Consider the following 19,866-nt stretch of genomic DNA (forward strand, 5'->3'; position numbering starts at 1 on the left):
GTCTTCGCAAACTCAGTCCTACCAGCGGCCCCACGCCTCATCTCACGGCAACACGCACCCCACCCAGCCCTACTGAGAAAACCTCATTGGGGCGCGTGCGACTCAGGACGGGCAGGCGCGCAGGTCGGCGCGGGTGAGGCGGATGTCCGGCCAGCCGCGCAGGTCCGAGGGCGACGTCACCCGGCGCGTGCAGCCCACCGTCCGGCCCGAGAGGTCGTACACCTCGCCCAGCACCGGCGCGGTCGCGCACTTCGGCGTGCCGGAAGCGGAATCCGGGCAGTCGTGGCGGACCACGATCACGTCGGGGCTGGCGTCGGCCGTGACGTCGTAGAGCGACAGCGTCCCGGCGTCCGCGTAGAACGGCTTGCCCCAGTCGCGCCACACTCCCCCGCTGGCGACCAGCAGTTCGCCGTACGCGGCCGTGCCGTCGTCGCCGACGTCGCCGCGGACCAGGCACGCCGGCGCCGGGCCGTCGATGCAGCGCAGCGAGTTCTGGTCCAGCCGGACACCCAGCTGGGCGATCGACAGCTCGAACACCGTGCCCGGCTCGGGCCCGACGCGCAGGCGGGCCGAACCGCCCGCGGTGCCGGTCAGCAGCACCACCGGCGTGCCCCCGACGGTCACCGCCGCGAGCTGGCGGCACGGGCCGCCGCCGCAGGTCACCGCGGGTGTCACCGGGCCGGCGGCGGGCTCGGCCAGTCCGGGCGCCGCCTCGGGCCGCGGCCGCAGCAGGAACACCGCGCCGATCGCGCCGACCGTGACCACCGCGGCCAGCACCGCGGTCAGCAGCGCCGACCGGGGCGTCCGCGCTGCCGTAGTCCGCATAAGACAGAGCGTAAGCCGCTTCGCGCGCGTGCGTCGGCAGCGCCCCGTGACGATGTGGCGGGTTCAACCCGACGGGGTCACGGGTAGCGGAGGGTGTCCGTCTATGTTGTCCGGGTGACGAACCCGAACCTGCCGCCAGCCCTGTACCTCCCGACCGGCCCGGTCGACCCCGAGGCCGAGGGCGCGTCCATCGAATTGCGGCGCACGCCGGACGGCCGCACCGCCCTGGTCGCCTTCACCGCGCTGGACCGGCTGATCGACTGCTGCGGCGAGCACCAGCCGTGGGTGCTGGTGAACACCGAGCACCTGCCGAAGGTGCACTCCGCGAACCCGTACGACGTGATCGTGCTCGACTCGCCACTGCCCGAGGAGCTGCGCCACCACGTCTGAGCGTGGTCCACCTCTCACTCAGGAGACTCCGGACGTCAGATCCGTAGACTTCCCTGATGCCGCGTGGGCGGTCAGCAATGCAGCTGTCGGACGCAGGAGGTGCGGGGTGGCCGAGCAGGTCGGCGAAACCACGGGTGGTCCGGTGACCAAGATCCTGGTCGCCAACCGTGGCGAAATCGCGGTACGCGTCATCAGAGCCGCGAAGGACGCTGGGCTGGCCAGTGTCGCGGTGTACGCCGACCCGGATCGCGACGCGCCGCACGTACGTCTGGCCGACGAAGCCTTCGCGCTGGGAGGCACGACGGCCGCCGAGAGCTACCTGAACTTCGACAAGCTCCTGGACGCCGCCAAGCGGTCGGGCGCCGACTCGGTGCACCCCGGCTACGGTTTCCTGTCGGAGAACGCGGACTTCGCGCAGGCCGTCCTGGACGCCGGGCTGACCTGGATCGGGCCGAGCCCGCAGGCGATCCGCGACCTCGGCGACAAGGTCACCGCCCGCCACATCGCCACGCGCGCGGGCGCGCCGCTGGTGCCGGGCACGAAGGAGCCGGTCAAGGACGCCGCCGAGATCGTCGCGTTCGCCGACGAGCACGGCCTGCCGGTGGCCATCAAGGCCGCGTTCGGCGGTGGCGGCCGCGGCCTGAAGGTCGCGCGCACCCGCGAAGAGATCCCCGAGCTGTTCGAATCGGCCACCCGCGAGGCGGTCGCCGCGTTCGGCCGCGGCGAGTGCTTCGTCGAGCGGTACCTGGACAAGCCGCGCCACGTCGAGGCGCAGGTGCTGGCCGACATGCACGGCAACGCGATCGTCGTCGGCACCCGCGACTGCTCGCTGCAGCGCCGGCACCAGAAGCTCGTCGAGGAGGCGCCCGCGCCGTTCCTGAGCGACGAGCAGCGCAAGCGCATCCACGAGTCCGCGAAGGCGATCTGCAAGGAAGCCGGCTACTACGGCGCCGGCACGGTCGAGTACCTCGTCGCGACCGACGGCACGATTTCCTTCCTCGAGGTCAACACGCGGCTGCAGGTCGAGCACCCGGTGTCGGAGGAGACGACCGGGCTGGACCTGGTCCGCGAGATGTTCCGCATCGCGCGCGGCGAGCAGCTGCGGATCACCTCCGACCCCGAACCCCGCGGCCACTCGATCGAGTTCCGCATCAACGGCGAGGACGCCGGCCGCGGCTTCCTGCCGGCGCCGGGCACGGTGACGAAGTTCGTCGCGCCGAGCGGGCCGGGCGTGCGGGTCGACTCGGGGGTCGAATCCGGCAGCGTCATCGGCGGGCAGTTCGACTCGATGCTGGCCAAGCTGATCGTCACCGGGTCGGACCGGAACAACGCCCTCGAACGCAGCCGCCGGGCGCTCGACGAGATGGTCGTCGAAGGCATGGCGACGGTGCTGCCGTTCGACCGCGTGATCGTGAACGACCCGGCGTTCATCGGCGACGAGAACGGCTTCAGCGTGCACACGCGCTGGATCGAGACGGAGTTCGACAACCGGATCGAGCCGTTCGTCGCCCCGGACGTGGAGGCCGCCGAAGAGGAACCGCGGCAGAACGTCGTCGTCGAGGTCGGCGGGCGCCGGCTCGAGGTGTCGCTGCCGGGCGGGTTCGCGTTCGAAGGCGGCGGGGGCGGCGGGACGGCCGTCAAGGCGAAGCCGCGGAAGCGGGCCGGCGGCACCAAGGCGGCGGTGAGCGGTGACGCCGTGACGGCGCCGATGCAGGGCACGATCGTCAAGGTGGCCGTCGAAGAGGGCCAGACGGTCGAAGCCGGTGAGCTGATCGTCGTCCTCGAGGCGATGAAGATGGAGAATCCGGTCACCGCCCACAAAGCGGGCACGGTCACCGGGCTTTCGGTCGAGGTCGGCGCCGCCGTGACGCAAGGCACACAGCTGCTCGAGCTCAAGTAGCACGGTTCGTTACAGATGTCGTGGTGGGCCGCCCCCGGGGCGGCCTACCATCGACTACGTGACCGAAGTCCCGTCTCCGCAGTTGCGGATCAGCGACCAGAACCGTGAGTCCGCGCTGTCCGCCCTCGGCGAGCACATGAGCGCGGGGCGGATCGACATCGACGAGTACGGCGAGCGCTCGGCCCGGATCACCGCGGCCAAGACGCGCGGCGAGCTCGCCGAGATCTTCGCGGACCTCCCCGCCCCGCACCCGCGGTACGAGGACGTCCCGCAGGCGGTCGCGGCCCCCGAGCCCGCCGCCGCGCCACCCGAGCCGGCGCGCCCGCGGACCCCGGACAACTGGTCGCCGCCGCAGCGGTTCCTCGCCGCGATCGTGCCGCTGGCCTTCATCGCCGCGATCGCGCTGATCGCCACGGGCACGCTGGCCTGGCCGATCATCTTCGTCCCGATCGGGCTGACGGTGTTCGGCAAGTCGATGTGGGGCCACGACTGGAACCACGACCAGCACCACCGCGACCGCCGCGAGCGGCACCTGCGCGACCGCGAGCGCCGCCGCGAGCTGCGCGACTCCTACCGCCGCGAACTGGGCCGCTGATCCGGCCGTGGGCGACATGCGGTTGAGCGACGAGGAACGCCAGGACGCCCTGGACGTCCTGGAGGAACACGTCCGCACCGGCCGGCTCGACATCGACGAGTACGGCGCCCGGTCCGCGAAGGTCACCGCGGCGAAGCGCGTCAGCGAGCTCGTACCCCTCTTCGACGACCTGCCCTCACCCCGGCCGAGCGCGTTGCTGACCGGGGTATCGGCGCCGATGGTGGCGCCTGCCGGGGACACCGCCCTGGTCCGGTTCCTGACGGCGGGCGCGGTCCCGATCGCGATCGTCCTGGCGATCGCGGTGCTGATCCTGTCCCGCGGCCGGCTGCTGATCATTTCGGTGGCGCTGCCACTGGTGGTGGCCATGATCGCCGGGGCGCGCCGCCGCCGCTCCTGATTGCTCCCTTTCGCCGGGCAACCTTGATCGCCGGGCCGGGAGCGGCTCGCTCCCGGCCTGGCTAGGCTGGGCGGAGTGGAACCGGTGGAGATCAACGCGGGCACGTACTACCTGCGCCAACTGCGCGCCGACCGCCACCTCGACGACCGCCCGTTGTTGATGGAGGCGTTCGCCGATCCGACGCACCGCAAATACGTCCTGAACTACCGGCTGCGCACCCTGGACGAGGCCACCGAGTACGTGGCCCTGCGGGCGGCCCAGTGGGCGGGCGACGAGCGTTGTTCCTGGGCGATCGCGGAGCCGACCTCGGGCCGGCTGCTGGGCGAGGTCGGGTTGCGCGAGCTGAACCTGGACGCGTCGTACGCCGAGGCGACGATCTGGGTCCACCCGGCCGAGCGCGGCAAGGGGATCGCGACGACGGCGTTGAACGCGGCGCTGCGGTTCGGCTTCGGCGGCCTCGGGCTGACCGAGGTCAGCTACCGGTACGAGGAGAGCAACGCGGCCTCGGCGATCGTCGCCGAGCGCTGCGGGTTCACCCTGGTGGGCCCGGAGGCCGAGCGGGCGCCGACCGGTGAGCGGTTGATCCGCTGGCACCGGACGTCCTGACCCCGCTCAGCTCACCGGCTCCACGATGCCCGCCCGGGCCTCCGGCGCCGCCGACCTCAGCGCGTCCGCCGCTTCGTCGTTCGGCTGGGACTGGGACTTGCGCTCCGCCTCCACCCGGGCCCGGTAGACCTCGATCTCGTGCTTCACCGTTTCGGGCGACCAGCCGAGCACCTCGCCCACCAGCGTGGCCACCTGCTCGGCGCAGTCCACGCCGCGGTGCGCGTACTCGATCGAGATGCGCGTCCGGCGGGCCAGGACGTCCTCCAGGTGCAGCGCCCCTTCGTGCGAAGCCGCGTACACCACTTCGACGCCCAGGTAGTCCGGGGCGTGCTCGATCGGCTTCAGCAGCTCCGGGCGGCCCTCCGCCGAGGCCAGGACCTCGTGGACGAGTGAGCCGTAGCGGTCCAGCAGGTGCCTCACCCGGTAGGGGTGCAAGCCGTGCTCGGCGGCCAGGTGGTCGGCCTGGTTGACCAGCGCGTGGTAGCCGTCCGCACCCAGGAGGGGGACCTTGTCCGTGATGGACGGCTGGGAGCGGCCCGGCAGGTCCACCGCCGCCGCGTCGACGGCGTCCGCCGCCATCACCCGGTACGTCGTGTACTTGCCGCCCGCGATCGCCACCAGGCCCGGGGCCACGCGGGCCACCGCGTGCTCGCGCGACAGCTTCGACGTCTCTTCGCTCTCCCCCGCGAGCAGCGGGCGAAGGCCGGCGTACACGCCTTCGATGTCGTCGTGCGTCAGCGGTGTCGCGAGGACGGTGTTGACGTGCTCGAGGATGTAGTCGATGTCGTGCTTCGTCGCCGCCGGGTGGGCGAGGTCGAGGTTCCAGTCCGTGTCCGTCGTGCCGACGATCCAGTGGTTGCGCCACGGGATGACGAACAGGACCGACTTCTCGGTGCGCAGGATCATCCCCGACTCCGAGACGATCCGGTCGCGCGCGACGACGATGTGCACGCCCTTGCTCGCGCGCACCCGGAACCGGCCGCGGCCGCCCGAGAGGCGCTGCAGCTCGTCGGTCCAGACGCCGGTGCAGTTGATCACCGCGGCGGCCGAAATCTCCGTTTCGCGCCCGTCCTCGACGTCGCGCACGCGCACGCCGGACACCCGGTCGGCTTCGCGCAGGAACCCGACGACCTGGGTCGACGTCCGCACGACCGCGCCGTAGTGCGCCGCCGTCCGCGCCACCGTCATCGTGTGGCGGGCGTCGTCGGACTGCGCGTCGTAGTAGCGGATCCCGCCGATCAGCGCCGAGCGCTTGAGCGCCGGCACCATCCGCAGCGCGCCGGCGCGGGTCAGGTGCTTCTGCCCCGGGACGCTGCGGGCGCCGCCCATCGTGTCGTACATCAGCAGGCCGGCCGCGGTGTACGGGCGCTCCCACACGCGGTGCGTCAGCGGGTAGAGGAAGCTGACCGGCTTCACCAGGTGGGGCGCGATCGTCGTCAGCATCAGCTCGCGCTCGCGCAGCGCCTCCCGGACCAGGCCGAATTCGAGTTGTTCCAGGTACCGCAGGCCGCCGTGGAAAAGCTTGCTCGACCGGCTCGACGTCCCGGACGCGAGGTCGCGGGCCTCGACGAGCGCGACCCGCAGCCCGCGCGTCGCGGCGTCCAGCGCCGTGCCCGCCCCGACGACGCCGCCGCCGATGACGACGAGGTCGAACGTCTCCTTGCCGAGCCGCTGCCACGTCTCTTCCCGCTTGACCGGGCCCAGTCGAGCCGGGTTCGTCTCCGCTGCGTGCTGCGCCACGTGACATTCCTCCTCGTGCCGGCGAGGCTTCCAGCATCGCACGACCCGGTGATCATCCGCCCGTCCACGGATGACACTTGTGGCGTAACCCTCCGCGATCTTGAAAAGATTCGGCTGCCCGGTGCTTGGAAGTAGCTTCTACGCCCCGGTAACGTCGCGCGGACGTGGGTCGGCAACGGGGCCGTGGCACGCCGTGATCGACCCTGCGCAGAGTGTCCAGTGTGGAGGTGCAGCGGTGAGTGCTGGAGCAATAATCGTCTGGGAACTACTGGGAACGGCCGCGCTGATCCTGCTCGGCAACGGTGTCGTCGCGAACCACGTGCTCCGTAAGAACAACGGTCACAACGCGGGCTTCCTGTTCATCAACTTCGGCTGGGCGTTCGCCGTCTTCACCGGCGCCAGCATCGCCGCCCCGAGCGGGGCCCACCTCAACCCGGCCGTGACCCTCGGCCTCGCCATCGCCGACAAGACCAAGTGGGCGGACGTCCCGCTGTACTTCATCGGCCAGTTCGCCGGCGCCATCCTCGGTGCCGTGCTCTGCTGGGCCGCCTACAAGCTGCAGTTCGACGACCACCCCGAGCCCGAGAACACCCTCGGCATCTTCTCCACCGCACCGCAGATCCCCAACACCGCCTGGAACCTCGTCACCGAGATCATCGGCACCTTCGTGCTGGTCGCCTGGATCCTGCTCAGCCCGGTCTACGCGGCCGGCGACGGCGGCACCCCGAACTTCGGCAACTCCGCACTGGGCTACGCGGGCGTCTCGTTCGTGGTGCTCGTGATCGGCACCTCCCTCGGCGGGCCGACGGGCTACGCCATCAACCCGGCCCGCGACCTGGGCCCGCGGATCGCGTACGCGTTCCTGCTGCCGATCAAGAACAAGGCCAACGCGAACTGGGGCTACTCGTGGATCCCGGTCGTCGGCCCGCTCGTCGGCGGCGCCCTGGCCGCCCTGCTGTACCTCGCCGTCCACAACCTGACCTGATCGCCCGATCGACGGAAATCCGGGAGCACACATGACTTCGTACGTAGCCGCGATCGACCAGGGCACCACGTCCACCCGGTGCATGATCTTCAACCACGAGGGCCGCGTCGTCTCGGTCGACCAGCGCGAGCACGAGCAGATCTTCCCGCGCGCCGGCTGGGTCGAGCACAACGCGGAAGAGATCTGGGAGAACACGCGCCGGGTCGCCGCGGGTGCGCTGGCCAAGGCCGACCTCACGGCCAAGGACATCGCCGCCGTCGGCATCACCAACCAGCGGGAGACCGCCCTCGTCTGGGACAAGACCACCGGCAAGCCGGTGTACAACGCGATCGTCTGGCAGGACACCCGCACCGACAAGATCGTCACCGAGCTCGGCAACCTCGGCGGCGGCCAGGAGCGCTACCGCGACAAGGTCGGCCTCCCGCTCGCGACGTACTTTTCCGGGCCCAAGGTCAAGTGGATCCTGGACAACGTCGAGGGCGCGCGTGAGAAGGCCGAGGCCGGCGACCTGATCTTCGGCAACATGGACACCTGGGTGCTGTGGAACATGACCGGCGGCGCGGACGGCGGCGTGCACGTCACCGACCCGACCAACGCGTCGCGCACCATGCTGATGGATCTCGACACCCTGCAGTGGGACGCCGAGATCGCCGGCGAGATGGGCATCCCCCTTTCGATGCTGCCGGAGATCCGTTCCTCGTCCGAGGAGTACGGCAAGGTCCGCGAGAAGGGCGCGCTGGCGGGCGTCCCGATCGCGGGCATCCTGGGCGACCAGCAGGCCGCGACGTTCGGCCAGGCCTGCCTCTCGCCCGGCGAGGCCAAGAACACCTACGGCACCGGCAACTTCATGCTGCTCAACACCGGCACCGAGAAGGTGATGTCGCAGAACGGGCTGCTCACCACGATCTGTTACAAGATCGGCTCGAAGGACACGGTCTACGCGCTGGAAGGCTCCATCGCCGTCACCGGTTCGCTGGTGCAGTGGCTGCGCGACAACCTCGGCATGATCACAACGGCGGCCGAGATCGAGGAGCACGCACGCAGCGTCGAGGACAACGGCGGCGCGTACTTCGTCCCGGCGTTCTCGGGCCTGTTCGCTCCTTACTGGCGATCCGACGCCCGCGGCGCGATCGTCGGCCTCACCCGGTTCGTCAACAAGGGCCACCTCGCCCGCGCGGTCCTGGAGGCGACGGCGTTCCAGACGCGCGAAGTGCTCGAGGCGATGAACGCCGACTCGGGTGTTTCGCTCACCTCCCTCAAGGTGGACGGCGGGATGGTCGTCAACGAGCTGCTCATGCAGTTCCAGGCCGACATCCTCGGCGTGCCGGTGATCCGCCCGGTGGTCAACGAGACCACCGCACTGGGTGCCGCGTACGCCGCCGGCCTGGCCGTCGGGTTCTGGAAGTCCGAGGACGACATCCGCACCAACTGGGCCCAGGACAAGCAGTGGGAGCCGTCGATGGACGACGCCCGCCGCGAGCGCGAGTACCGTAACTGGAAGAAGGCGGTGACCAAGACGTTCGACTGGGTCGCCGACGAGGACTGACCGGCCGGGGCCGGGGGTGCCACGCCGTGGCGCTCCCGGCCTGGCTTGTCAGGCCTCCGCGCGCCGGAGCCCGCCTCGCGACGCTCCCGGCTCGCCCTATCAAGGCGCTCCCGGCCTGCCCGGTCGCCGCCCACGGCCCAGGATGCTGCCTCACAGCGCTCCCGGCTCGCCCGGCCGCACCCCACGCCCGAAGGCGACACCTCGCAGGGCTCCCGGCCTACCTGGCCACGCCTCCCACGGCCGAGGTCGCCGCCTCCCGCTGCTCCCGGCTCACCCGATCGCGCCTCCCGCGGCCAAGTGACCACGCCCCCGGCCAGAAGCGCCGCTCCGGCCCGCCCGGGTCACACCTCCCAGCCCTCCAGCCCGCCCGGGTCACACCTCCCAGCCCTCCGGCTCGCCGGATTGCGCGTTCGGGGCGATGATCATGAACGGCACTCCTTGGTCGTCCGCAACCCGCACCTGCCGCCCGTACGGGGAGTCGAACGGCTTGCCCTCGACCGTGCCGCCGAGGTCGGCCACCTTGGCCGCGCTCGCGTCGGCGTCCGCCGCCCAGAAGTACGCCGACCAGTACGACGGCACCTCCGGTGGCACCGAGGCCGGCACCGTGCCGAGCCCGCCGATCGGGCGCCCGTCGATCAGCACCACCGCGTACGTGAATTGGTCGCTCGAGATGTCCTGGAAGCCGTAGCCGAAGATCTCCTCGTAGAACGGCTTCGCCGCCGCGAAGTCTCGGCTCATGCATTCGTTCCACGCCAAGGTGCCCGGGGCCGCCGTCACCTGCGTGCCGATGTGGTTGCCGGCCTCCCACAGCCCGAAGGCGGCACCCGCTGGGTCGGCCGCGATCGCCATCCGGCCCTCCTTCAGCACTTCCGTCACCGGCACCACGATCTGCCCGCCCGCCTCGGTGATGGCCGTGGCTGTGCGGTCCACATCGGACACCGCGAGGTAGGTCGTCCAGAATGGTGGGATGTCCTGGCCCGGTGGCGTGCGGCCGATGCCGGCGACCGGGCGCCCCCGCAGCTGCGCCATGCCGTAGAAGCCGGTCTCCTCACCGCCCGTCTGCACGTCCCAGCCGAACAGGCTGCCGTAGAAGGCGATCGCCTTCTCCTGATCGGGCACCATCAGGTCCACCCAGCCGGGCGTACCGTCGGGCCATCTTTCGTCCCGGAACACCATGCCGACTCCCAACCCCTCGTCCGTGCCGCCGCTGGTGACGACCGGCACAGTCTTGCACCGGGCACCGACAAAAACCGAAAATCAGGCCTGGACCAGGCGGGCGTACACGACGATGTTGTCGACGTAGTTGTGCGCGCTCCGGTCGAAGACGCCGCCGCAGGTGATCAGCCGCAGCTCCGGACCGGCCGTGTCGTCGTAGACCCCTTCGGCCTCGAAGTCCTTCTTCGGCACCTGGTGCACCTTCGTCACCTTGAAGACCACTGTGGTGCCGTCCTTGCGGGCGATCGAGACGCGGTCCCCGGCGGCCAGCTCCTTGAGCCGGAAGAAGATCCCCTTCTGGTGGTTGCCGTCCACGTGCCCGAGGACGACCGCCGGGCCGACCTCGCCCGGCGTCGGCGCGTAGGTGTACCAGCCGGCCTGCAGCGGCGTGGTCACCGGCGGCACCTCGACGGTGTTGTCCGGGTTGAGCCCCAGCGGGACCAGCGACGAGTGCGCGCCGATCTTCGGGATGTCGACGGAGACGGGTTCGGACTTGGGCAACGCCGCGACGGCGTCCTGGCTGTCCACCTGCGGCTCCGGCGCGACCGCGACCGGCTGGGCCGACGGCGGTTGCGCGGTACCCGAGCCGGGGGCGCCGCCGAGCGTCAGCGCCAGCACCACCAGCGTGGCCGGCAACGCGGCGACGACGGCGATCAGGACACCCCGTCTGGTCGCGATCCTCCTGGTCATGTCCTCCCCCTGCCTGGTGCCTGCAAGTTCACACGTCCGGGTGGTCCGTTCGGTTGCGTCCCGACGGTACCTCCGCGGCCGGATCAGCGGCGGCGCGCCCGGAGCCGTCGACCGGGCCGTCGGTGCCCCGGTCTGCGGCGCGCCGGACGGCACCTTGGCGACCTGCTTGGCCGCCGGGCGCACCTCGAAGACCGTGCTGGAGTCCTCGTGGGCGCAGTACATCGTCACGATCCGGGCGACCGGGCCGTCCGGGAAGTCGGTGCCCGGGTCCGTCGGGCGCGGCACCGTCGGTATGCCGGTCGGGGACAGCGGCGCGGTGCGGATCGTGCTCGTCGACGGGGTCGCCGATTGCGCCCGGACGTCATGAATGCGTCGCGAAAATGCGCAGAAAAAAGCCGCCCTCGGGCGGCTCTCGGTTCGGGAAATCAGTGGATCATCGTCGCCGTGATCGTCGCGCCAGCACGAGCCCGCCACCGCCGACGGCCAGCACGCCCATCGCGCCCGCGGCGGCGAGCGGTCCGTGGCCGTCCGAACCACCACCGGTCTGCGGTGCGCCCGACGGCACCTTCGCCACCTGACGACGTTCACCCAGAACGGTGAACTTCGTGGTCAGGTCCGCGCCGCCGCAGGAGAACGACACCCGGAAGACGCCCGGTTTCGCGGCCTGCACCACCGCCGACGCGGCCGCGGCGGGTGCCTTGGCCGGGTCGTTCTGCGGGCCGACGCGCCGCAGCGCGCCGATCTTGAGCACCGGGGACGCCAGGTCGCGCGTGCTCGCGGCGTCGCAACCGAGCCGGATCTGCACCTTCGCGCCCGGGCGGGCCGCGGTCGGCAGGACGCGGAGGTAGGCCTTCGGGTTCCCCGCGTGCTCCGCCGGCGTCGCGGCGAAGGCCGCCGGGGCCGAGAGCAGCAAGCCACCCGAAACGGCGGCGACGGCCAGGAACTTCTTCATTTCCAACCCCTCTTCCCGCCCCGGAGAGTTCGGTGGGGAAATCAGCCCGCCATGCTGCCGTCGCCGGCCTTCGCGGCACCGGACGGCACCTTCGCGACCTGGGCGGCAGGCACCGAGAACTGCGTGGTGTAGGTCTGGCCGCCGCAGGTCACGCTCAGCGGGTACGTCCCCGCCGCGGTTCCGGGCTTGAGCTCGACGTCGGCGCTGATGTTCGCGTCGGCGCCCATGAACGGGCCCGGGGTGTAGTTGCTGAACGTCAGCACCGGCGAGGCGAAGGCCGGCGAAGGGCCTTCGCACTTCGCCAGCGCGACGTTCGGCGCGTCGCGGACGTACTTGTCCACCAGCGTCTGGTTGATCGCGGTGTTCACGTTGAGCTGGACGCTGCCCGCCTTCGCGGTCGGCGCGGGGCTGGTGCTCGGGGCCGGACCGGTGCTCTGCGCCATCGCCGGTCCCGTCAGCGCCGTCGCCCCGATCACCGCTGCCGCAACGAAAACCACCGTCTTGCGCACGTTCGCACCCTTCGCGTCCTTCAGCCTTACAACCGACAAGACGCGGCGGGTGCGCCCGGGTTGCGTGCCGGATCAGTCGAGATCGTCGTGGCGCATGAGCTGGCGGCCGGCCTCGGTGATCGAGCCCGACAGCGACGGGTACACCGAAAATGTCAGTGCCAGGTGGTCCACTGTGAGCTGGTTCTGGACGGCGAGCGCGATGGGAAGGATGAGCTCGCTCGCCTGCGGCGCCACGACGACACCACCGACGACCACGCCGGTGGCGGGGCGGCAGAACAGCTTCACGAAGCCTCGGCGGAGGCCCTCCATCTTCGCGCGCGCGTTGGTGGCCAGGGGCAGCATGATGGTGCGCGCGGGCACCTCGCCGGAGTCGATCGCCTGCTGGCTGATGCCGACGGTGGCGATCTCCGGGTGGGTGAACACGTTGGCGGCGACGGTCTTGAGCTTGATCGGCGCGACGCCTTCGCCCAGCGCGTGCCACATCGCGATGCGGCCCTGCATGCTCGCCACCGAGGCCAGCATGAGCACGCCGGTGCAGTCGCCGGCGGCGTAGATCCCGGGAACGGAGGTGCGCGAAACGCGGTCGACGGTGATGAACCCGCCGGGGCCGGGCTCGATGCCGACCTTGTCCAGGCCGATGTCCCGGGTGTTGGGCACCGATCCGACGGTCATCAGCGCGTGGCTGGCTTCGATCACGCGGCCGTCGGCGAGGTGGATCTCGACGCCCTTTTCGGTGCGCTCGACGCGGTCGGCGCGCGCCTGCTTGGCGACGGTCGTGCCGCGCTGGGAGAAGACCTCTTCGAGCACGGCGGCGGCGTCGGCGTCCTCGTGCGGGAGGACGCGGTCCCGGCTGGAGACGACGGTGACCTTGACGCCCATCTCGGTGTAGGCGGACGCGAACTCGGCGCCGGTGACACCCGAGCCGATCACGGCGAGGTGCTCCGGCAGCTCCTGGAGCTCGTAGAGCTGGCGCCAGTCGAGGATGCGCTCGCCGTCGGGCACGGCGCCGGGCAGGACGCGCGGCGTGGCGCCGGTGGCGATGAGGACGACGTCGGCGGGCAGTTTCTCGGTGCCGTCCTTGGTCGTGACGGCGACCTTGTGCGTCGCCAGGCCGGGCTCTTCGTCGCAGAAGCGGGCCTCGCCGGCGATGACGCGGACGCCTTCGCGCTGGACGCGGGCGCGGATGTCGGCGGACTGGGCGAGCGCGAGGCCCTTCACCCGGCCGTGGACGGTCGGGAGGTCGATGCTGGTGTCGGCCAGGTCGGTGTTGATGCCGAGCTCGCTGAGGTCGTGCATCTTCGCCAGCGCGCCGGAGCTCGCGATGAACGTCTTCGAGGGGACGCAGTCGTAGAGGACGCAGGCGCCACCGAGGCCGTCCCGCTCGACGATCGTGACGTCGGCTCCGTGCTGGGCCGCGACCAGCGCGGCTTCGTAGCCGGCCGGGCCCCCGCCCATGATCACGATCCTGGTCACCTGGGTCCTCCTCGGAGTGAGCGTGCGGTGCTCTCACCGTACGCGGCGAAGGTGACCGGACACTGAAGTGGGCGAACACGGCGAGTGCGTCCACTCGGGTGAGGGAGGTGTCGCTACGCTGTCGGCGTGCCGTTGTATGCCGCGTACGGATCGAACATGGAGCCCGCCCAGATGCTGGAGCGCGCGCCGCACTCGCCGATGGCCGGCACCGGCTGGCTGGAGGGCTGGCGCCTGACCTTCGGCGGCGAGGACCTGGGGTGGGAAGGTGCCCTGGCCACGATCGTCGAGGACCCGGGGTCACGGGTGTTCGTCGTCCTCTACGACGTGACGTCGCTGGACGAGGACGGCCTGGACCGTTGGGAGGGCGGCGAGCTGGGGATCCATTCGAAGATCCGCCTCCGCGTCCAGACGATGGACGGCTCGGTCCTGGCCTGGCTCTACGTCCTGGACGCCTACGAAGGCGGCCTCCCCTCCGCCCGCTACCTGGGCGTCCTGGCCGACGCCGCCGAGACAGCCGGCGCCCCCGCCGACTACGTCGACGACCTCCGAACCCGCCCCTGCTCCGGCATAACCGGCTAGTTCCGCCTCCAATCACGCGAGTCACGGCTCCAATCACGTGGCTGACGGGCTCGATCACGCGAGTTACGCCGCTCGTCGCTCGAAGTGTGCCCGGAGCTCGGCCAGCACCCGGCTGGGGTCTCGGAGATCCGCCGCGGTCGCGCGGATGGTGACCCATCCTCGCCCGGCCATCCGCTCGTCCCGCTCGGCATCGTGTTCACGCCGCTCCTCGTGAGCCGCGAAGCCGTCGTACTCCAGCGCGATGCGCAGTGCCGGCCAGGCCAGATCGAGCACGTACAGCCTCCGGCCGTCGATGGCGGTGATCTCGTACTGCGCCTCCGGCACCGGCAGCCCGGCCTCGACCACGATCAGCCGGAGCATGCTTTCGGGTGGCGATTCGGCCTTCCCGGTGGCGAGCGCCAAGAGCATCTGCGCCCTGTGGATACCTCGCTTGCTCCTCCGGTCCAAAAGCCGGTCGCGGACGTTCTCGCGGAGCTTCAGGCAGTGGTCTGCAGACAGGCCCAGCATGGCCTCGTCGAGGGCGGCGAACGCTGTTCGCTTGTCTCCATCGCACAGGAAATCAGCGAGGGCGAGGTCGAGCGAAAACACCGCCAACCCCTCGAGTTCGACCACGTCGGACTCGGTGAACTCGGCTCGATGGACGGCCAACCCGGACCTCGACTCCACTCGCCGGGAGTAGGGAACTGTCAGGTGCACGGTGGACTCTTGGGCCGCCGATATCCCATGCAGCGCAAGGGAAGTAGCTCCCGACAGAGCAGCGGGCGGACCCACTGCGATCAGCGCCGCCTGCGCCCGGGTGGCGAGATTCAGCGCATCTGCCGCGTGAATGACCACGCCTCGCCAAGGCTGCGCGAGTACGCCGGTCGCCAGCCCTTCGAGCACTGCTCGCCGTCCCAAAACCGCATCGGCTTCGCGACGCGAGACGGCGCCGTGTCGTCCTCCCCAACTGATCACAGCTTCGAGGATGAGGCCCTCCGACGATCAACGGAAGGGCCTCATCCTCGAGCTGTGGATAACTCGCCGAGCCTGTGGATAACTCGTGTGCGTAACTCCGCACTCGCGTGATTGGAAACGGGACTCGCGTGATTGGAGGCGGATCTCGTTAGGCGAGGGTGGTTAGGGCGGTGTGGACGAGGGTTCGGACTCCGCAGAGGAGGGCTCGCTCGTCGAGGATGAAGGTCGGGCGGTGGATGTCCGATTGGGGGGCGGGCGGGCCGGGCCAGACGCCCAGGCGGGCGAAGGCTCCCTGGACGTGCTCGAGGTACCAGCCGAAGTCCTCGCCTCCCGAGGACTGCTCGGTGGGCGCGACAGCGCCTTCGCCGAGGGCCGCCTCGACGCCGGCGCGCATCAGGGCCGTCGACTCCGGGTCGGAGACCACCGGGGGGACGCCGCGGCGATAGTCCAGGGAGAAGCCGACGCCGGTGGGAGCCAGGAGCGACTCCACCGAGGAGGCGACCAGGGGCTCCAGGGCCGTCCAGACCTCGTGGTCGGCCGTGCGCAGGGTGCCGCGCAGGACGCCGTCCTGGGGGACCGCGTTGGCCGCCTGGCCCGCGTGGACCGCTCCCCACACCAGGACCGTCCCGGACCGCGGGTCGACGCGGCGGGAGAGCACCGCGGGCAGGGACGTGATCACCGTGCCCAGCGCGTGGACCAGGTCCGCCGTCAGGTGCGGGCGGGACGTGTGGCCGCCCGGGGACGTCAGGCGCAGCTCGATCAGGTCGGCCGCCGACGTCAGGGCGCCGACGCGCATCCCGACCGAGCCCACCTCCAGCCGCGGGTCGACGTGCAGGCCGTAGATCCGCTCGACACCCTCCAGCGCGCCCGCCGCGATCATGTCCAGGGCTCCCCCGGGCATGACCTCCTCGGCCGCCTGGAAGATCAGCCGGACCCGGCCCGGCAGCTCCGGCGCGCCGGCCAGGGCGCGGGCCGCGCCCAGCAGGATCGCCGTGTGGGCGTCGTGGCCGCACATGTGGGCCGCGCCCTCGGTCGTCGACGCGTAGGGCAGGCCCGTCGCCTCCGTCAGCGGCAGCGCGTCCATGTCCGCGCGCAACGCCACGCACCGCTCGCCGCTGCCGATGTCGCAGACGACGCCGGTGCCGCCCGGCAGCACCCAGGGCTTGAGGCCGACCGAGCGCAGCAGCGTGACGACCAGTTCCGTGGTCGCGAACTCGTGCCGCGACAGCTCCGGGTGCGCGTGGATGTGCCGCCGCCACGCGAGCACGTCGGTCGCGTTGGCGCGCAGCCAGTCGTCCAGCCAGAACGGGCCGCGGCCCGCACCAAGGTCCTCCACGGGAGCCATGCTTACGCCGGCCTCGGAAATGAGCGCCTCGGACCCCTCCATGGGGTTGATGATGCGCCCATGGGGGTCGCCTGGAACGTCCGGTCGTGAATCCAACACCGTCACGCCGCACCTCCTCCCGCAACACGGGTAACCCGCGCAGCGGCTGGGGTCACGCGTCGTGCCGATCGTTCTGTACGCATTTGCAGACGATCGTGCACCATGCAGGCGGCAAGCCGCGCCTCGAAAAGCGCCGTCCTAGACGGCCGGTACCGGATCTGCGTTGAACGGTGTGCACCACTTCGGCAAAGCCGAAAACCTCAGGACCCCTTGGCCCGCTTCGAACGGATCTTGCGCCCCCAGATCACGATGCCGAGCAGGACGACCGCGATCAGGCCCGCGACCAGCTTGTTCCGGGTCTTCTCGCTGTTCGCCTTGTCCGTCTGGGCCGGGTCGAGGACCGGGCCCGGAGGCTGGGTCTGCGCCGGCACCAGCGCTGCGGAAGACACGCTCACCGTCACGGCCACCGGGCGCACCGGCGCGGCGTACGCCGGGGACGCGGTGAACAGCACCGCCCCGAGCAGCCCGACCAGGACCAGACCCCGCAGTTTCGCCATGTCATCCCTTCGCCACGACCAGGCATTCTGCCCACGGACCGCCCGCACGTCAGCCACCGAACGCGTCGAGGATCCGCTGAGCACCGAGGGTAGCCGTCAGTTCACCGTCCCGCACCGCCCGCTCGACGTCGGGAACGACCGTTCGCACGTCCGGATGCACCGCCAGCCGACCGAGCAGCTGCTCGCGCACCATCGCCCAGGTCCAGTCGACCTGCTGCTGCCGCCGCCGCGCGTCCAGTTCGCCGGACGCCGTCAGCGTGTCGCGGTGCTGCTCGATCGCGCCCCAGACCTCGTCGAGCCGCAGGTTGTGCAGGCCGCTGCAGGTCAGCACCGGCGGCGTCCACGACGCTTCGGGCCCGTAGATCATCCGCAGCGCGCCCGCCAGTTCCCGCGCCGCGCGCCGGGCGTCCCGCTCGTGGTCGCCGTCGGCCTTATTGACCGCGATGACGTCGGCGAGCTCCAGCACGCCCTTCTTGATGCCCTGGAGCTGGTCGCCGGTGCGGGCCAGCGTGAGGAACAGGAAGCAGTCGACCATGTTCGCGACGGTCACTTCGGACTGTCCGACCCCGACGGTCTCGACCAGCACGACGTCGTAACCGGCCGCCTCCATCAGCACGATCGTCTCGCGGGTGGCCCGCGCGACCCCGCCCAGCGTCCCGGACGTCGGCGACGGCCGGATGAACGCCCGTTCGTCCACCGCCAGCCGCGCCATCCGGGTCTTGTCGCCGAGGATCGACCCGCCGGTCCGGGTGGACGACGGGTCGACGGCCAGCACGGCGACGCGGTGCCCGGCCGCGGTCAGGTCGGTGCCCAGCTGGTCGATGAATGTCGACTTGCCGACACCGGGAACGCCGGTGATGCCGACCCGCCGCGCGCCGCCGGCCGACGGCAGCAGCTCGACCAGCAGTTCCTGCGCCAGCGCCCGGTGGTCGTCCCGCTGCGACTCGACCAGCGTGATCGCCTTCGACAGCGTCCCGCGGTCGCCCGCCAGGACCCCCTTGGCGTAGGCGGTGACGTCGATCCTGCGCGGCAACGGTCAGGACTCCTGCGCGGACAGCTGGCCGAGCAGGTCGATGGCCGCGTCCGCGAGCACCGTGCCGGGCCCGAAGATCGCCGCCGCCCCGGCCTCGCGCAGCGCCGGGTAGTCCTGCGGCGGGATGACACCGCCGACGACGACCATGATGTCCTCGCGGCCCAGCTCGGCGAGCTCGTGCCGCAGCGCGGGCACCAGCGAGAGGTGCCCGGCGGCCAGCGACGAGACGCCGACGACGTGCACGTCCGCCTCGATCGCCTGCCGCGCGACCTCGGCCGGGGTGGAGAACAGCGGGCCGACGTCGACGTCGAAGCCGAGGTCGGCGAAGCCGGTGGCGATCACCTTCTGGCCGCGGTCGTGGCCGTCCTGGCCCATCTTCGCCACGAGGATCCGGGGGCGCCGGCCCTCCTCCGCGGCGAACTCCTCGACCAGCTGACGGGCCTTTTCGACGTTCTGCGTCTTCCCCACCTCCTCGCGGTACACCCCCGAGATGGTCCGGATCTGGCCGGAGTGCCGGCCCCAGATCTTCTCCAGGGCGTCGGAGATCTCGCCGACCGTGGCCTTCGCGCGGGCCGCGTCGATCGCCAGCTCCAGGAGGTTGCCGCCGTTCTGCGAGCCCTCGGTGAGCCGCCGCAGCGCGTCCTCGGTGGCCGCGGAGTCGCGTTCGGACCGCAGCCGCCGCAGCTTCTCCAGCTGCTGGGCGCGGACGCCGGCGTTGTCGACCTTCAGGACGTCGATCTCTTCGTCGTCGGTGACCTGGTACTTGTTGACGCCGATCACCGGCTGCCGCCCGGAGTCGATGCGCGCCTGGGTGCGCGCGGCGGCCTCCTCGATGCGCAGCTTGGGGATGCCGGCGTCGATCGCCTTGGCCATGCCGCCGGCCTGCTCGACCTCGGTGATGTGGCCCCACGCCTTGCGCGCGAGGTCGTAGGTCAGCTTCTCGACGAACGCCGACCCGCCCCACGGGTCGATCACGCGCGTGGTGCCGGACTCCTGCTGCAGCAGCAGCTGCGTGTTGCGGGCGATCCGCGCGGAGAAGTCCGTCGGCAGCGCCAGGGCCTCGTCGAGGGCGTTCGTGTGCAGGGACTGCGTGTGCCCCTGGGTCGCGGCCATCGCCTCGACGCAGGTGCGGACGACGTTGTTGTAGACGTCCTGCGCAGTCAGCGACCAGCCCGACGTCTGGGAGTGCGTCCGCAGCGAAAGCGACTTCGGCGACGAAGGGTCGAAGCCCTTCACGAGCTTCGCCCACAGCAGGCGCGCCGCGCGCAGCTTCGCGACCTCCATGAAGAAGTTCATGCCGATCGCCCAGAAGAACGACAGCCGCGGCGCGAACTTGTCGACGCTGAGCCCCGCGTCGACACCCGAGCGGATGTACTCGACGCCGTCCGCGAGCGTGTAGGCCAGCTCCAGGTCGGCGGTCGCCCCGGCTTCCTGCATGTGGTAGCCGGAGATGGAGATCGAGTTGTACTTCGGCATGTGCTGCGAAGTGAAGGAGAAGATGTCGGAGATGATCCGCATCGACGGCTGCGGCATCGG

Annotated in this window: 21 protein-coding genes; 9 read left to right on the forward strand and 12 right to left on the reverse strand. The window is 71.0% G+C overall.

Features of this window, described 5'->3' with window-relative positions; genetic code table 11:
- Nucleotides 1-102: 102 nt before the first annotated feature.
- On the reverse strand, nt 103-825 hold the full coding sequence (locus ACWEVN_RS34840) for a hypothetical protein (RefSeq protein ID WP_449687399.1): 723 nt from the start codon (nt 823-825) through the stop codon (nt 103-105).
- Between the two features lie 114 nt (nt 826-939).
- Between ACWEVN_RS34840 and ACWEVN_RS34845 the strand changes: the two genes are divergently transcribed.
- The 5 genes from ACWEVN_RS34845 to ACWEVN_RS34865 all read left to right on the forward strand — a co-directional run bounded on the left by ACWEVN_RS34845 (nt 940) and on the right by ACWEVN_RS34865 (nt 4,713).
- A complete protein-coding gene (locus tag ACWEVN_RS34845; protein WP_310971029.1) occupies nt 940-1,215 on the forward strand; it encodes an SAV_915 family protein in 276 nt (91 codons plus the stop codon).
- 106 nt (nt 1,216-1,321) lie between these two features.
- Nucleotides 1,322-3,115: an acetyl/propionyl/methylcrotonyl-CoA carboxylase subunit alpha gene (locus tag ACWEVN_RS34850; RefSeq protein ID WP_449687398.1), complete on the forward strand. Its 1,794-nt coding sequence runs from the start codon at nt 1,322-1,324 to the stop codon at nt 3,113-3,115.
- A gap of 58 nt (nt 3,116-3,173) precedes the next feature.
- On the forward strand, nt 3,174-3,710 hold the full coding sequence (locus ACWEVN_RS34855; RefSeq protein ID WP_310971032.1) for a DUF1707 SHOCT-like domain-containing protein: 537 nt from the start codon (nt 3,174-3,176) through the stop codon (nt 3,708-3,710).
- A gap of 7 nt (nt 3,711-3,717) precedes the next feature.
- Nucleotides 3,718-4,107, forward strand: a complete 390-nt coding sequence (locus ACWEVN_RS34860; protein WP_310971033.1) for a DUF1707 SHOCT-like domain-containing protein — start codon at nt 3,718-3,720, stop codon at nt 4,105-4,107.
- A 75-nt stretch (nt 4,108-4,182) separates the two neighbouring features.
- The gene (locus ACWEVN_RS34865) at nt 4,183-4,713 is read left to right on the forward strand and encodes a GNAT family N-acetyltransferase (RefSeq protein ID WP_310971036.1); all 531 of its coding nucleotides are present in this window, start codon (nt 4,183-4,185) and stop codon (nt 4,711-4,713) included.
- 6 nt (nt 4,714-4,719) lie between these two features.
- On the opposite strand, the gene ACWEVN_RS34870 is transcribed toward ACWEVN_RS34865, so the two are convergent.
- A complete protein-coding gene (locus ACWEVN_RS34870; RefSeq protein ID WP_310971037.1) occupies nt 4,720-6,453 on the reverse strand; it encodes a glycerol-3-phosphate dehydrogenase/oxidase in 1,734 nt (577 codons plus the stop codon).
- Between the two features lie 235 nt (nt 6,454-6,688).
- Between ACWEVN_RS34870 and ACWEVN_RS34875 the strand changes: the two genes are divergently transcribed.
- Together ACWEVN_RS34875 and glpK are read left to right on the forward strand one after the other, a co-directional pair.
- Complete coding sequence (locus tag ACWEVN_RS34875; RefSeq protein WP_310971038.1) at nt 6,689-7,438, forward strand: MIP/aquaporin family protein; 750 nt, start codon at nt 6,689-6,691, stop codon at nt 7,436-7,438.
- Nucleotides 7,439-7,469: 31 nt separating this feature from the next.
- Complete coding sequence (gene glpK / locus ACWEVN_RS34880; protein ID WP_449687397.1) at nt 7,470-8,984, forward strand: glycerol kinase GlpK; 1,515 nt, start codon at nt 7,470-7,472, stop codon at nt 8,982-8,984.
- Nucleotides 8,985-9,356: 372 nt separating this feature from the next.
- Here the strand turns inward: glpK and ACWEVN_RS34885 are convergent, their stop codons facing one another.
- Both ACWEVN_RS34885 and ACWEVN_RS34890 read right to left on the reverse strand, forming a co-directional pair.
- Nucleotides 9,357-10,160 (reverse strand): VOC family protein, encoded by an 804-nt coding sequence (locus ACWEVN_RS34885; RefSeq protein WP_452054105.1) that lies wholly within the window; start codon nt 10,158-10,160, stop codon nt 9,357-9,359.
- 81 nt (nt 10,161-10,241) lie between these two features.
- Nucleotides 10,242-10,889, reverse strand: a complete 648-nt coding sequence (locus tag ACWEVN_RS34890; RefSeq protein WP_452054106.1) for a class F sortase — start codon at nt 10,887-10,889, stop codon at nt 10,242-10,244.
- Nucleotides 10,890-10,929: 40 nt separating this feature from the next.
- Here ACWEVN_RS34890 and ACWEVN_RS34895 point away from each other — a divergent pair, with 40 nt between their 5' ends.
- On the forward strand, nt 10,930-11,256 hold the full coding sequence (locus ACWEVN_RS34895; protein WP_452054107.1) for a hypothetical protein: 327 nt from the start codon (nt 10,930-10,932) through the stop codon (nt 11,254-11,256).
- 66 nt (nt 11,257-11,322) lie between these two features.
- On the opposite strand, the gene ACWEVN_RS34900 is transcribed toward ACWEVN_RS34895, so the two are convergent.
- From ACWEVN_RS34900 to ACWEVN_RS34910, 3 genes are all read right to left on the reverse strand, one after another.
- On the reverse strand, nt 11,323-11,841 hold the full coding sequence (locus ACWEVN_RS34900; RefSeq protein WP_449687394.1) for a hypothetical protein: 519 nt from the start codon (nt 11,839-11,841) through the stop codon (nt 11,323-11,325).
- Between the two features lie 41 nt (nt 11,842-11,882).
- Nucleotides 11,883-12,350 carry a hypothetical protein gene (locus tag ACWEVN_RS34905; RefSeq protein ID WP_449687393.1) on the reverse strand — a complete coding sequence of 156 codons (468 nt, stop codon included), beginning with the start codon at nt 12,348-12,350 and terminating at the stop codon, nt 11,883-11,885.
- Between the two features lie 72 nt (nt 12,351-12,422).
- Entirely contained in the window at nt 12,423-13,823 is a 1,401-nt protein-coding gene (locus ACWEVN_RS34910) for an NAD(P)H-quinone dehydrogenase (protein WP_310971045.1), read from the reverse strand.
- 126 nt (nt 13,824-13,949) lie between these two features.
- Here ACWEVN_RS34910 and ACWEVN_RS34915 point away from each other — a divergent pair, with 126 nt between their 5' ends.
- Nucleotides 13,950-14,402 carry a gamma-glutamylcyclotransferase gene (locus ACWEVN_RS34915; protein WP_449687392.1) on the forward strand — a complete coding sequence of 151 codons (453 nt, stop codon included), beginning with the start codon at nt 13,950-13,952 and terminating at the stop codon, nt 14,400-14,402.
- A 63-nt stretch (nt 14,403-14,465) separates the two neighbouring features.
- Here ACWEVN_RS34915 and ACWEVN_RS34920 read toward each other — a convergent pair whose 3' ends face one another.
- The 5 genes from ACWEVN_RS34920 to scpA form a co-directional block, all read right to left on the reverse strand.
- Nucleotides 14,466-15,299, reverse strand: a complete 834-nt coding sequence (locus ACWEVN_RS34920) for an endonuclease domain-containing protein (protein ID WP_449687401.1) — start codon at nt 15,297-15,299, stop codon at nt 14,466-14,468.
- Nucleotides 15,300-15,504: 205 nt separating this feature from the next.
- Nucleotides 15,505-16,806: an amidohydrolase gene (locus ACWEVN_RS34925; protein ID WP_449687391.1), complete on the reverse strand. Its 1,302-nt coding sequence runs from the start codon at nt 16,804-16,806 to the stop codon at nt 15,505-15,507.
- Nucleotides 16,807-17,000: 194 nt separating this feature from the next.
- Nucleotides 17,001-17,297, reverse strand: coding sequence for a hypothetical protein (locus ACWEVN_RS34930; protein ID WP_310971048.1), 297 nt, complete (start codon nt 17,295-17,297; stop codon nt 17,001-17,003).
- A gap of 49 nt (nt 17,298-17,346) precedes the next feature.
- Nucleotides 17,347-18,330 (reverse strand): methylmalonyl Co-A mutase-associated GTPase MeaB, encoded by a 984-nt coding sequence (gene meaB / locus ACWEVN_RS34935; protein WP_449687390.1) that lies wholly within the window; start codon nt 18,328-18,330, stop codon nt 17,347-17,349.
- Nucleotides 18,331-18,333: 3 nt separating this feature from the next.
- On the reverse strand, nt 18,334-19,866 hold a 1,533-nt coding region (gene scpA, locus ACWEVN_RS34940; protein WP_452054108.1), incomplete at its 5' end, for a methylmalonyl-CoA mutase.

The organism is Amycolatopsis sp. NPDC003861, from assembly GCF_053605405.1.